The organism is Chryseobacterium pyrolae, from assembly GCF_025153485.1.
Classification (GTDB): domain Bacteria; phylum Bacteroidota; class Bacteroidia; order Flavobacteriales; family Weeksellaceae; genus Chryseobacterium; species Chryseobacterium antibioticum.
On the sequence record NZ_JANZQH010000006.1, the window covers coordinates 264,371 to 278,792 of the forward strand.

The following is a 14,422-nucleotide window of genomic DNA, read 5'->3' on the forward strand; positions in this document are numbered from 1 at the left end:
AGAATCTTATTAAAATTGCTTACTTTTGATCTTAAAAATATACGGCTAATTTAACAAATGTTTTTAGAAAATACAATTAATCATTCCAAACAAAGTGGTTGGATGGAAGTTATTTGTGGCTCTATGTTTTCGGGAAAAACCGAGGAGCTGATCCGAAGATTGCGAAGAGCAGAAATGGCGGGACAGAACGTGGAAATTTTTAAACCGAGACTGGATACACGATATTCTGAAGAGGACGTAGTTTCTCATAATCAGAATAAAATACGCAGTACAGCAGTAGATAATCCCAATGAAATTCTTTTGCTGGCCTCTAACTGTGACGTGGTGGGAATAGATGAGGCACAGTTCTTTGATGAAAGCATTGTTGATATCGCCAATCAGCTTGCCAACAGCGGTACGAGAGTAGTGGTGGCAGGGCTTGATATGGATTTCCTGGGACGTCCGTTCGGACCGATGCCTAATTTAATGGCTACCGCAGAGTATGTGACAAAAGTGCATGCTATTTGCAAGAGAACGGGTAATCTAGCCAACTATTCCATGAGAACTTCCCAGGGAAATGATCTCGTAGAGCTTGGTGAAACAGAAAGTTACGAAGCAGTAAGCCGACGTGTTTTTATTGACGAAGTACTTTTAAAAAAGAAAATATAATAAAACCGCTGAATCGCGGTTGATAATAGCAAAGGCGTAGAGTTATTTCTAATACACGACCATTTTAAGACCCCAGAAAATCACCATTTTCCGCAGGCAGGGCTCAATTTTATCTTCGATAAGATGCTTACACCCTAAGAAGGTATCTGTTATTAATTATTTTACGCCTTTACCATTGTTCAAAAAAATAAATTAACTTGTAAAGGTAAATGACAAAACTTTGAAAAGGAAGATGGTTCAAAAATATCATATACATCTTTCCTCAAAAGTTTACCGTTATGAGCTCAAAATAAAGCAGAAGGGGGCACACCAATGAACTATACAGTACAACAAATTGCAGAGATCACCAATGCACAGATCATTGGAGACAAAGAACTAGTGGTCAGAAATATAGCGTTTGACAGCAGAATTATTTATTCAACGAAAAATACGGCATTTGTAGCGATCAATACGCATAAAAATTCCGGTGAAAAATTCATTGAATCTGCAGTTGATCGCGGTATTGATATCATTATTTCTGAACATCAGTATCCGCAGTTTGAAAATGTAACGTGGATCATTGTTGACAATTCGGTGGATTTTCTTCAGAAACTGGCAAAATATCATTTCGAAAATGCTCATCTTAAATCTATAGGAATTACCGGAAGCAACGGAAAAACCATTTTAAAAGAATGGCTTTATCAGTGTCTGTGGAATGAATTTCCGACCGTAAAAAGTCCGAAAAGTTTCAATTCCCAGATTGGTCTTCCACTTTCTCTGCTCCAAATTAACAGTTCACAGGAACTTGGAATTTTTGAAGTGGGAATCTCAAAGCCTCATGAGATGGAAAAACTGGAAAATATTTTTCATCCCCAGATCGGACTGCTTACCCATATTGGAAATGCCCATGCCGCCAATTTTGAATCCGAAGAAGAATTGATTGATGAAAAAATCATGCTTTTCAAAGATTCTGAAGTCATTATTTACAATGGCGATAACGAATTGGTTGACAAGAAGATATACGAATTATATTCAAGTAAAAAATTAATTTCTTACGGATTTAAAAAGAACAACCAGGTTTTCATCAAAGAAAATTTTTCTAAAGATGAGAAGATTACGGTTGTTTATTTTGATGAAGAGATTTCCTTCCCTGTTCATCAGAGGGATGAAGCTACACTGACCAATGCTTTGGCTTTGGTCACAGTTTTAAAGGAACTGAATATCGATAATCAAAAGATTGTTGAAAAAATCAATTCTTTAAAGGCTGTGGAAATGCGTCTGGAAGCGATTGAAGGAATAAAAAATAATATTGTTATCAATGATTCTTTTAATCTGGATCTGGACTCTCTGAAAACCGCACTTCAGTTTCTGAATGAATATAAAAAATCTAAAAAGTCGTTGGTTTTAACAGATATTGTAGGGGTTAATTCTAATTCTAAAGAACTCTATGAAGAAGTTTCCGAGCTTGTGAATGACCAGAATTTTGATTCTGTATTTCTTGTTGGCGATGAAATTTCAAAATTCAGTAATTTATTTAAATCTAAAACGTTTACTTTCGTAGATACTAAAGAATTAATTGACAGTAAACATCTTACGGAAATTGAAAACCAGATTATCCTGCTGAAAGGAGCGAGAAAATTTGAGATCGAAAAACTTAAAGATATTCTTGAACTCAGAAAACATGATACCGTTCTGGAGATCAATCTCAATGCCATTCTTCACAATATCAACTATCACAAATCCCTATTGAAACCGGGAACAAAAATGATGGCCATGGTTAAAGCGAATGCTTACGGATTGGGTAGTTATGAAATCTCTGAATTCCTACAGCATCATCACATTGATTATCTGGGTGTTGCTTATGCCGATGAAGGTATAGAGCTCCGTAAAAAAGGGATTACCACGCCTATTATAGTCATGAATCCTGAACAACACAGCTACGAGGCTATTATTGAGTATAATCTTGAACCTGAAATTTACAGTTTCAGGGTTCTGGAGTTGTTCTATGAAGCAGTTCAGAAATCCGGATACGATAAAAAGTATCCTATTCACATCAAGCTGGAGACGGGAATGCACCGTCTTGGTTTTAAAGATTTTGAATTGGATCAGCTAAGTGAAACTTTAAGCCACAAAAATGTGAAGGTTCAGAGTATGTTTAGTCATTTATCTTCTTCTGACATGCCTGAGGAAAAGGAATTTACCATCAAACAATTTGAAGTTTTTGAAAAGAATTCCAGCTATCTGATTAAGAAACTGGGCTACGCTCCTCTCCGACACATTCTCAATTCTTCCGGAATAACAAGTTATACGGCTCATCAGTATGATATGGTAAGAATCGGGATCGGAATGATTGGAGAATCACCGTGTAGTGAAATACAGAAACAACTTCAGTCTGTGGTAAGTTTTAAAACCGTAATTTCACAGATATCAACTGTTAATACCGGAGAATCTGTAGGCTACAGTAGAAAATATAAGCCGGACCATGCCGCCAGGATTGCTACCATCCCTGTTGGCTATGCAGACGGAATCCCGAGACTTATTGGTAACCAGGTTGGAAATGTAGGGATTAACAAAACGCTGACTCCCATTGTAGGAAACATCTGTATGGATATGATGATGATCAACGTAGATCAAATCCCCAACATAAAGGAAGGTGATACGGTCACCATTTTTAATGCAAAACCAAGTTTAAAAGAATTCGCAGGCTACTGCAAAACCATAACCTATGAAGTGTTAACGTCCATTTCGCCCCGGGTGAAACGGATTTATATAAAAGATTAATTATGAGAAAACTCCTGATCCTTCTCTTCGTATTTCAACTCCTAATGATCCATTCACAAGTGAAAAAGGATCTGGTCATACCCAAAAATCCCAGAATAGGCCTTTCCCTTGCCGGTGGCGGAGCTAAAGGTTTTTCCCATGTAGGAGTGCTGAAAGTATTAGATTCATTGGGGGTAAAAGTAGATTATATTTCCGGAACCAGTATGGGTGCCATTGTGGGTGGTTTGTACGCTTCGGGATATTCCGGAAAAGAAATAGAGAAGATCGTAATGGATACAGATTTCTATTCTTTGATCATGGATCCGAAATCCAGACAGGAAACTTCTTTCTTCAACAAAGCCGTAGATAAATATCTTTTATCCATTCCCTTAAAAAACGGTAAAATATCCCTACCCTCCTCTATAAGTTCAGGACAGCGAAATGTCTACCTTCTCAAAGAACTTTTCAAAAATGTTTCAAATATTGATGATTTCTCAAAGCTGCCTATTCCTTTTATGTGTGTCGCCACCAATCTGGAAAGCGGAAATATGGAAATCTTCGAAAAAGGAGATCTGGTACAGTCTATTATGGCCAGCTCTGCCTTCCCTTCTCTTATGGATCCGGTAAAAATTGGAGACAGCATTTATATTGATGGAGCAATGACGGTTAACTATCCATCAAAGCCGTTAAAGGACAAAGGAATCGATATCGTGATCGGTGTGGACCTTAACCAGGATTTATCGACAAGAGAGGATTTAAGCAATATTATATCAATTCTAAATCAGGTCATTGATTTCGGAATTAAAAGAGATACCAGAAAACAGTATAAATATACCGATATCAATATCAAACCTAATCTTAAGGGAATGACTGCGACAAGCTATGATGACAAGAAGAAAATTCTTGACAGTGGCTATGTGGAAGGCATGAAGTATACCAAGATACTGGATCAGCTTCCGAAACGGTCGTTTGACCGCCTTAGAGAGCGCGTAAATCCAATATATTCAAATGTATATAAGATTGACAGCATTTCATTGGATGGAGGCAAAATATATGGTAAAAACTATGTTTTGGGGAAAATGGGTCTCCGTCTCCCTTCTATGCAAACGTATGGCAGCATCAACAAGAAAATAGATAAGCTTGTTGCTACCAATAATTACAGATTTATCAACTATGATATTATTCCGGAAAACGATGCGAATTATCTTAAGCTCTATGTTACAGAGGATGAAGCCCGTCACTTTTTGAAAGTCGGATTGCATTATGATGAAGTATTTAAAACAGGACTTCTTCTGAATTATTCGGGAAAACGTCTCTTATTCAAAAATTCAAATCTTTCACTTGATGTTATCGTGGGAGATCAGCCCAGATACTATCTGAATTATTTTATTGATAACGGATATATCCCAGGTTTCGGTATCTACTCTTCAGGAATGAGCTTTGACCTGAAAAACATAGATAATAATGTGGTAGATAAGTGGGAATGGTTCAGGAATGAAGCCTATATACAGTCTGTTTGGAAGGATAAATTCGCCATAGGCGGAGGGATCAGTCACGATTATTTTGGCGCTGAAATAAATGGACAGCATGAAAGATACATGCGTTTCCTAAACCCTTATGTATTCTTAAAAAGTGATACCCAGAACGATAAAGACTTCCCTTCCAGAGGGATTTATATTGCCGCAGAAGGTAAAGTAATCGATTTATTGAAGTCTGAGGTAGAAAAAAGAATTATACAGGTTAAGGCAGATATCAGGATTAATATTCCTCTTTCCAAACAGTTCTCTTACCGTCTTAATCTTTACGGAGGAGTTACCATTGGTGATAATCTTCCGGAGTTCTACCAGTACAGACTCGGTGGGATCTTTGAACAGAATCTGATTAATTTTAAAAGCTTTGGAGGCTTCTATTTTGCACAGCTCAACGCCAATAATGTGGTTCTGGTTTCCAATGACATTCAATTTAAATTTAATAAAAGCTATTTCTTAAGCGGGAATTTTAGCTTTGCCAATCTTTCGGATGACATCAATTTCGAAGAAACTGTTAAAGTAAACTATAGCTCAGTAGGGCTTACCGCCGGCTATAAATCTCCTTTCGGGCAGATTAAAATCAATTTTAGCCACTCACTTAAAAACAATCAAAAAGGCATATTCAGTGTTATTTTAGGACACTGGTTTTAATACAATGATACAATTCTTTTACGAAAACTTACAGGAATCTGTCAGTACAGATTATCAAAAATGGCTGGAGGATATTATACTTTCAGAAGGAAAAAAACTAGGCGAAATCAATTATATTTTCTGCGATGACGAATATCTGCTTAAGATCAATCAGGATTATCTGCAGCATGATTATTATACCGATATCATCACTTTCGATTATGTAAAAGGTAAAACAATAAGCGGAGAGATTTTCGTATCTTTGCAGCGGATTTCGGACAATGCTTCTACCCTATCCAGAAACTACGAAGAAGAATTAAAAAGAGTCTTGGCTCATGGCATTCTTCACCTCGCAGGATACAAGGATAAGACCGAAGAAGAAGAGAAAGAAATGAGGAGAATGGAAGATTTCTATCTGGCTAAATTCAGAGATTTAAATCCTGAATAAATTAAAGAATCACTTAAAGGCTAATCCGTAAAGTGCTATAAGCTAGATACAATTAAAACCCACCTAGAGTGCATTCTCTAAAAATGTTTCACGTGAAACATTCATAGAAAATATTAAAATTAAAGGCTTTAAACAAGCAATATAAATATGATTTCAGATACATATGACGTAATCGTAGTAGGTGCCGGACACGCAGGTTGCGAAGCTGCAGCAGCGGCCGCCAACCTGGGCTCAAAGACCCTACTTGTTACAATGAATATGCAGACCATCGGACAGATGAGCTGCAACCCGGCCATGGGAGGAATCGCAAAAGGACAGATCGTAAGAGAGATAGATGCTATGGGAGGATACTCCGGAATTATAGCAGATAAATCAGCGATTCAGTTCAAAATGCTGAACCTTTCAAAAGGCCCCGCGATGTGGTCTCCAAGAACACAAAATGACAGAATGCTTTTTGCTGAAGAATGGAGAATGGCATTAGAAAATACACCCAATCTTGATTTCTTTCAGGATATGGTAAAACAGCTTATTGTAGAAAATAATAAAGTAACCGGAGTTGTTACTTCTTTAGGAATTGAGATAAAAAGTAAATCGGTTGTTTTGACCAACGGAACATTTCTTAACGGATTAATTCATGTTGGAGATAAACAATTAGGCGGAGGAAGAATGGGCGAACCAAGAGCATTCGGAATTACCGAACAATTGGTAAGTTTAGGTTTTGAAGCTGGGAGAATGAAAACAGGAACTCCTCCCCGAGTAGACGGAAGAAGTCTTGATTATTCTAAAATGGAAGAACAGAAAGGAGATGAAAATCCTCAAAAGTTTAGCTATACGGATACTCCGAAATTAACAAAACAACTTAGCTGTCATATCGTTTATACTAATGAAACGGTCCATGATATTTTACGTGAAGGTTTCGACAGAAGCCCAATGTTCAATGGAACGATCCAGAGTTTAGGTCCGAGATATTGCCCAAGTATAGAAGATAAGATCAACCGTTTTGCAGAAAGAACAAGACATCAGCTTTTCGTAGAACCGGAAGGATGGAGAACCGTTGAAATCTATGTAAACGGATTCAGCTCTTCTCTTCCTGAAGATGTACAGATCAAAGCCATGAAACATATTCCTGGTTTTGAGAATGTAAAAGTATTCCGTCCAGGATATGCTATTGAATATGATTACTTCCCTCCTACTCAATTAAAGCATACTTTAGAAACAAAGCTGATCGACAATTTATATTTTGCAGGACAGATCAATGGAACTACAGGATATGAGGAAGCAGCAGGACAAGGTTTAATGGCGGGAATCAACGCTCACAATAAAGTACACGATAAAGAAGATTTCATCCTAAACAGAGATGAAGCTTATATTGGTGTATTAATCGATGACCTGATTACAAAAGGAACCGAAGAACCTTACAGAATGTTTACTTCCCGTGCAGAATACAGACTTCTATTGAGACAGGATAATGCAGATATTAGATTAACTGAAAAAGCTTACCATTTAGGTCTGGCAAAAGAAGACAGATTAAGAAAAGTAGAAACAAAAGTATCTAAGAGTCAGGAACTTGAGTCATTTTTAAGAGAAACTTCTTTAAAGCCAGGCATTATCAATCCTATTTTGGAAACCATCGATAGTAATCCTGTAGATCAGGCTTACAGAGCTTCGCAATTCCTTACAAGACCTAATATTACACTGGAAAAGCTTGATGCCATAGACGTAATCAAAGAATTCACTTCTCAATATGATGATGAAGTAAGAGAACAGGCAGAGATTAATATTAAATATAAAGGATATATTGAAAAGGAAAAAGAGAATGTAGCAAAGCTAAATCGTTTGGAAAACATAAAAATTCCTGAAGATTTTGATTATAAAAGCATTTCCAGCCTTTCTTTAGAAGCAAAACAGAAAATGTCCAATGTAAGACCTAAAACTATTGCACAGGCAGGCAGGATCAGTGGCGTTTCCCCGGCCGATATAAACGTTTTACTGGTCTATTTAGGACGTTAAAGCAAAAATGTTTCACGTGAAACATTTATAAACTTAAAGCAAAAATTAAGGTATTTATGAGCGTTATATTTAATCCATAAATACTTTAATTTTAAAATATCAAGATATCAATTCAATGAGAATAAAGGATCATTTTCTTTCACAGGAAATATTTGAAATAAAGGAAACAGAAACAAAGGGGGTTTTCAAGACCTCCCCTATTCCATCTAATATTTCCAAATATTATGAAAGCGAAGATTATATTTCCCACCACCAGGATTCCGGAAGCTTAAAAGAAAAGCTGTATAAATTCCTACAGTCTTTTAATTTGCAATACAAAAAAAATATCCTCGCAGACAGAATAAAAAAAGGAGCAAAAGTTCTTGATTACGGATGCGGTGCGGGAGAATTTGTGAAGTATATTGAAGAAGATTTTGAAACCTTCGGTTTTGAACCTGATGCTGATGCAAGAAAAGCAGCACTCAACAAAATATCAAAAGCAACTGTACTGGATAACATCCAACATATTCCCGATCATAGTTTAGATGCCATTACCTTATGGCATGTTTTCGAGCATGTAGAAAATCAGGATGAAATGCTTAACATATTTCACGGGAAATTAAAAGACAAGGGACTCTTAATCATAGCGGTTCCCAATCCTACTTCTTATGATGCAAAACATTACAAAGAATATTGGGCAGCTTACGATGTACCGAGACATATTTATCATTTCTCTAAAAATGGTATGGAAAATTTAATTTCAAAAAAGCCAGACTGGAAAATGAGAAAAATCAAACCTTTGGTCCTTGACTCGTTTTACATCTCTATGTTGAGCGAAAAATACAAAAAATCACCTATTTTTTGGCTAAAAGCAGTCATCTACGGAACGATTTCTAACGTAAAGGCACTTTTTTCAAACGAATTTTCAAGTTTGATATACATTATCGAAAAAAGATAGAAAATCGATTTTTAAGCCGTTTCTGAAGGTCAGTTTTCATCAATTTTGACTAAAAAAATAAAAACCTGGAGAATTTTCCAGGTTTCTTTTTTGGATTTCTATAAGATTGAAAACTTAAAAAAGGAAAAATGAAAACTCCCCTACTCCACTCCTTTCAAAAATTACTAAATAAAAATCGGACAGCGCACTAATTTATAGTCAGTTGGATATTGATGAAAAATAAAATCAATAAATTGACGCTTTCAATTTTCAAAAAAAATTCGCTATATAAAAAATTGGGTTGAAAAATAAAATAGAACTAAAGTCTTATCTTTTTAAAAAAATAGATTGGACATAAAAAGCCGACCCCCGTAAAAAAAAATTCTTCGCAAAATTTTCCGTCAGACCCATATTTTCTCTGAAAAATTAAATTTTCAATAAAACAGAAGATATCCACATCTTTTTAACAAAATGAGAAATCTAACAGTGATTTTCAAAAATCACAAACAATTCACTCCAAATTAAAAAATAAAGCTTAAAATCACAAACTGAAAAAAAAATTCAAAAAATAAAAAGACCGTCACTTCTGACGGTCTCCTATATATAAAAAATAAAATTCTATTTATTGATAGCAGCAACTCCCGGAAGTTCCAAACCTTCCAGACTTTCAAGCATTGCTCCTCCCCCTGTTGAAACATAACTTACTTTTTCTCCGTAACCGAACTGCTTTACAAAAGCAACACTGTCACCTCCACCTACAAGAGAGAATGCTCCCAATTTTGTAGACTCAGCAATACTGTCACCAAGAGCAATAGTTCCACCTGCAAAGTTGGACATTTCAAAAACTCCGATCGGACCATTCCAAAGAATTGTTCTTGAATTTAACAATACATCATTGAACTGATCTCTCGATTTTGGACCTGCATCAAGGCCCATCCATCCTTCAGGGATTGTATAAATATCAGACTCTTTTCTTTCAGCATCGTTATTGAAAGCTTCAGCAATAATGACATCCGAAGGAAGGTATACTTTTACCTGGTGCTCTTTCGCTTTACCTAAAATCTCAAGAGCCAAAGGAAGCTTATCCTCCTCTATCAATGAGTTCCCTATTTTACCTCCCAAAGCTTTAATAAAAGTAAATGCCATACCACCACCGATAATCAGATTATCTATGGCAGGAAGTATATTTTCTATAATGGTAATTTTAGTTGAAACCTTAGAACCACCTAATATTGCCGTTACAGGTCTTTCCCCTTTTCTCAATACTTTATCGATCGCCTGAAGCTCTTTAGCCATTAATAAACCGAAAAATTTAGTTGATTCGAAATATTGAGCAATTACAGCTGTCGAAGCGTGCGCTCTGTGAGCTGTCCCGAATGCATCATTAACGAAAGCATCACCAAGTTTTGAAAGTTGCTCAGCAAAACCTGCATCTCCTTTTTCTTCTTCATTGTGGAAACGAAGGTTTTCCAACAGTAGGATCTGTCCAGGTTGAAGCTCAGCAGCAGCCTTTTCAGCCTTTTCTCCGACACATTCATCCACAAACTTCACTTCCTGTCCAAGAACGCTGGAAACTTCATCTACGATATGCTTAAGAGAGAATTCATCTTTCACTTCACCTTTTGGTCTTCCAAGATGCGTCATTAAGATTACAGAACCTCCGTCATTAAGAATTTTTTCAACTGTGGGCTTTACAGCTGTGATTCTTGTATTATCGGTCACTTTTAGCTGATCATCCTGCGGAACATTAAAGTCCACTCTTACCAGAGCCTTCTTGTCTTTAAAATTGAAATCATTGATTGTTTTCATAAATATCGTTGAATTTTCGTTTCACAAATGTAAGCTTTTAAACTTTTTCAACAGATCCATTGAATTAAAACTTTTCCGAAACTTTCCCCCAACCCAATCACCCACTAATCAACAATTTTTTTCTCTTTAAAGAAAAGAATAATGTAGTTGTTGTTGAGTATTGTTAGTTTCGGGGATAAGTTTTATAAAAAAAATTGGTAACAAATAATTTTTATTCAATTCATATTTAATTCACATTGTAATAGATTGTAAATCTGCTTTTTCACAGACTTATCAACAGATGTGAATAACTTCCCCACAAAACCATTCTTAGTAATTAAATTATGGAAAAAGTTCGGATTAAGTGAAGAAAACAATTTGAAAGTTGTGACTAAAATTTCCGAATACATTTCCCATTACGAAATAAATTCTTCTTTAAAAATAGAAAGTTGGAAAAAGTTTTCCACAGTTACTCACATACCTTTTCACAAATTACCCCCGATTAACTAACAGACTTTGTTATTATTCTTACCTTTGTCATGAAATAAAATCTAAAAAGACTTAATACAAGTATTATGAAAAGAAAAATAGCTATTGCTGCAGACCATGCAGGCTATGAGTATAAGGAGATTGTTAAGAACTATCTGTCAGAAAAGTTTGAGGTTCAGGATTTTGGAACGTTCTCCACAAACAGTGTGGATTATCCGGACTTTGTGCACCCTGCTGCAACCTCTGTTGAAAACGGGGAAAATGAATTGGGAATTTTGATCTGTGGAAGCGGAAATGGAGTACAAATCACAGCGAACAAACATCAGAAGATCAGATGTGCTCTTTGCTGGATGCCGGAGATTGCAGTGCTCGCTAGACAGCATAATGATGCAAATATGATCTCTATGCCTGCGAGATTTATATCTAAGGAAGTAGCTATAGAAATTGCAGAGAAGTTTCTTTCTACAGAATTTGAAGGTGGAAGACACCAAAACAGAGTTGATAAAATTGCTGTTTGCTAAATATATAAAGGCCTGTAAATCAAATTGCAGGCCTTATTTATTTTTTATTTTGTACATTTGCAGCAACTAATAGAAAGTACCAGTCTATTATTTCCATACAAAACCTGATCTGTTTAAAATACACTAATCAAAGGTTTTTCTCCCCTCTTCTCCATATTTGTAGTATTTTTATACAAACTAAAGTCTCCATTATAAGTAAATTGGAAGGAAAATTGATGCAGTTGAATAACAAAGAAAAGGTAAATTGAATCAAGATTAAGCATCTGCATCATTCACTTTTATAATAAGTAGTTTCCTTGTACGGGAAATAAAAGATAAGGAAAAGCAGAAACGAAATTTACAAATACTAGATACTCTATAGAAAATAAGGAAGTGAAAGGTGTAATGACACTTCCTGGCAGTGATATGATGAGAAACAAATTAGATAGTGCGAAAAATAGGATCTCACCGGATAAAAAAGAATTCTTTTTGAATATAATGATTTAGGAATTATAGAAATATCGCTGTTAGATTATTACAATTAATAACAATTAAACAACATTAAAAAATGCCAAGAAAAGGTAAATATATAAGCCATAAAAACGAACAGAAACTCATGGAAATCGGAAGATTGATCCTGCGTTTCATGAATACCAATTCATCCAAGATCTATAATTATAAGCAGATCTCAGACGGAATAGATTATAAAAATCCACGTCAGAGAGAACTGGTGATCCAGGCTCTGCACAAACTTCAGGGTTCTGAGAAGATCAAAGAAGTAGAGAAAGGAAAATTTATCGTTAATCTGAAGATTGCAGGAACATTAACCGGAGTCATTGATTTTAACCAATCTGGTAATGCCTACGTAAAAGTAGAAGGGGTGGAAGATGATGTCTTTATCCACTCCAAAAATGTGAAAGATGCGCTTCAGGGCGATAAAGTTTTAATCATCACCTATCATTTTAAAGGGAAGAAACTGGAAGGTTCGGTACTGGAAGTTCTGGAAAGAAACAGAACTGAATTTGTAGGAACATTCCAGCTGGTTGCTCACAAAGACTTTGGATTTGTGGTGTGTGATAAAAAATCAATCAATACCGATATTTTTATTTCAAGAGCAAATTTCGGAGGTGCTGAAAACGGCGATAAAGTAGTCGTAAAAATGACAGAATGGAGACCGGGAGATAAAAATCCTCAGGGAGAAATTATCCAGGTATTGGGTGCTCCGGGTGAACATGAAACTGAAATCCATTCAATCCTTGCAGAATACGGTCTTCCGTATGAATTCCCGCAGGAAGTTGAGCTCGATGCTGATAAAATTGACAGAAGAATTACCGATGAAGAAGCTGCAAAGCGTTGGGATATGCGTGATATCTGTACATTTACCATTGACCCTAAAGATGCGAAAGATTTTGATGATGCACTTTCCATAAGAAAATTAGAAAACGGAAACTGGGAGATTGGGGTGCATATTGCAGACGTTTCTCATTATGTAGTTCCTGGAACCATGCTGGATGACGAAGCTTACAAAAGAGCCACTTCGGTATACCTTGTAGACCGTGTCGTTCCGATGCTTCCGGAAGTTTTAAGTAACGATGTATGTTCACTTCGTCCGAACGAAGATAAATATACTTTCTCTGCCGTTTTTGAACTGAATGACAAAGCAGAAATTCAGAAACAGTGGTTTGGAAGAACTGTGATTCATTCAGACCGAAGATTCACATATGAAGAAGCTCAGGAACGTATTGAAACAGGCCAGGGAGATCTTGCAGAAGAAATCAATACTTTGGATAGACTTGCGAAGATCATGCGTGATGAGCGTGTCAGAAATGGAGCGATCACGTTCGACAGAAGTGAAGTAAGATTCAATCTGGATGAAAATAACTCGCCAATCGGAGTATACTTTAAAATAAGCAAAGATTCCAATCACCTGATCGAAGAATTCATGCTTTTAGCCAATAAAAAAGTATCTGAATTTGTATCATTAACCAGTAAAGGAACGGTAAGTAACAATACCTTTATTTACAGGGTTCACGATGATCCGAATCCTGCGAAACTGGAAGCATTGAGAGATTTTGTTTCTACTTTCGGATATAAAATGAACCTTGACAACACTAAGAAAGTGGCAGAATCATTAAACAAGCTACTTTTTGATGTCAAAGGAAAAGGAGAAGAAAATATGATCGAAACGCTGGCCATGAGAAGTATGAGCAAAGCGGTATATTCTACAGAACCTATCGGACACTACGGTTTAGGATTCGAATATTACAGCCACTTCACCTCTCCTATCCGTCGTTATCCTGACCTTCTTGCCCACCGTCTTTTACAGCATTATCTTGATGGAGGTAAATCTCCAAGCAAACAGGAGCTTGAAGACAAGGCAAAACATTGCAGTGCTATGGAAAGACTGGCTGCCGATGCGGAAAGAGATTCTATCAAGTTCATGCAGGTGAAATTCATGGAAAAACATCTTGGAGAAACCTTTACAGGCGTGATCTCAGGCGTTGCAGAATTCGGTTTCTGGGTAGAAATACCTGAAAACGGTGCTGAAGGCCTGATCAAATTAAGAGACCTTGTGGATGACTCCTATTCTTACGATGCGAAAACCCATGCAGTTTATGGTCATAAAACCGGAAAAAGACATCAGTTAGGGGATCAGGTCCAGATCAAAGTAGTAAAGGCGAACCTTATTCAGAAACAGTTGGACTTTAAGATTGTTGATTAATTT

General features: G+C 36.3%; 9 protein-coding genes. 8 read left to right on the forward strand and 1 reads right to left on the reverse strand.

Annotation, left to right across the window (positions count from 1 at the left end; genetic code table 11):
• Window positions 1–57: 57 nt before the first annotated feature.
• The 6 genes from NZD88_RS14335 (at window position 58) to NZD88_RS14360 (ending at window position 8,941) form a co-directional block, all read left to right on the forward strand.
• Window positions 58–648: a thymidine kinase gene (locus NZD88_RS14335; RefSeq protein WP_169233461.1), complete on the forward strand. Its 591-nt coding sequence runs from the start codon at window positions 58–60 to the stop codon at window positions 646–648.
• Between the two features lie 312 nt (window positions 649–960).
• Entirely contained in the window at window positions 961–3,408 is a 2,448-nt protein-coding gene (locus NZD88_RS14340; RefSeq protein ID WP_259830041.1) for a bifunctional UDP-N-acetylmuramoyl-tripeptide:D-alanyl-D-alanine ligase/alanine racemase, read from the forward strand.
• A gap of 2 nt (window positions 3,409–3,410) precedes the next feature.
• The gene (locus NZD88_RS14345) at window positions 3,411–5,567 is read left to right on the forward strand and encodes a patatin-like phospholipase family protein (RefSeq protein WP_169233459.1); all 2,157 of its coding nucleotides are present in this window, start codon (window positions 3,411–3,413) and stop codon (window positions 5,565–5,567) included.
• A 4-nt stretch (window positions 5,568–5,571) separates the two neighbouring features.
• On the forward strand, window positions 5,572–5,994 hold the full coding sequence (ybeY, locus tag NZD88_RS14350) for an rRNA maturation RNase YbeY (protein WP_259830042.1): 423 nt from the start codon (window positions 5,572–5,574) through the stop codon (window positions 5,992–5,994).
• A 147-nt stretch (window positions 5,995–6,141) separates the two neighbouring features.
• Window positions 6,142–8,004, forward strand: a complete 1,863-nt coding sequence (mnmG, locus tag NZD88_RS14355; RefSeq protein ID WP_259830043.1) for a tRNA uridine-5-carboxymethylaminomethyl(34) synthesis enzyme MnmG — start codon at window positions 6,142–6,144, stop codon at window positions 8,002–8,004.
• A 115-nt stretch (window positions 8,005–8,119) separates the two neighbouring features.
• Window positions 8,120–8,941, forward strand: a complete 822-nt coding sequence (locus NZD88_RS14360; protein ID WP_259830044.1) for a class I SAM-dependent methyltransferase — start codon at window positions 8,120–8,122, stop codon at window positions 8,939–8,941.
• A gap of 597 nt (window positions 8,942–9,538) precedes the next feature.
• Here NZD88_RS14360 and NZD88_RS14365 read toward each other — a convergent pair.
• Window positions 9,539–10,729, reverse strand: a complete 1,191-nt coding sequence (locus NZD88_RS14365; RefSeq protein WP_259830045.1) for a phosphoglycerate kinase — start codon at window positions 10,727–10,729, stop codon at window positions 9,539–9,541.
• Window positions 10,730–11,283: 554 nt separating this feature from the next.
• Here NZD88_RS14365 and rpiB point away from each other — a divergent pair.
• Window positions 11,284–11,718 carry a ribose 5-phosphate isomerase B gene (rpiB, locus tag NZD88_RS14370; RefSeq protein WP_259830046.1) on the forward strand — a complete coding sequence of 145 codons (435 nt, stop codon included), beginning with the start codon at window positions 11,284–11,286 and terminating at the stop codon, window positions 11,716–11,718.
• Window positions 11,719–12,265: 547 nt separating this feature from the next.
• Window positions 12,266–14,419 carry a ribonuclease R gene (gene rnr, locus NZD88_RS14375; RefSeq protein ID WP_259830047.1) on the forward strand — a complete coding sequence of 718 codons (2,154 nt, stop codon included), beginning with the start codon at window positions 12,266–12,268 and terminating at the stop codon, window positions 14,417–14,419.
• Window positions 14,420–14,422 lie beyond the last annotated feature (3 nt).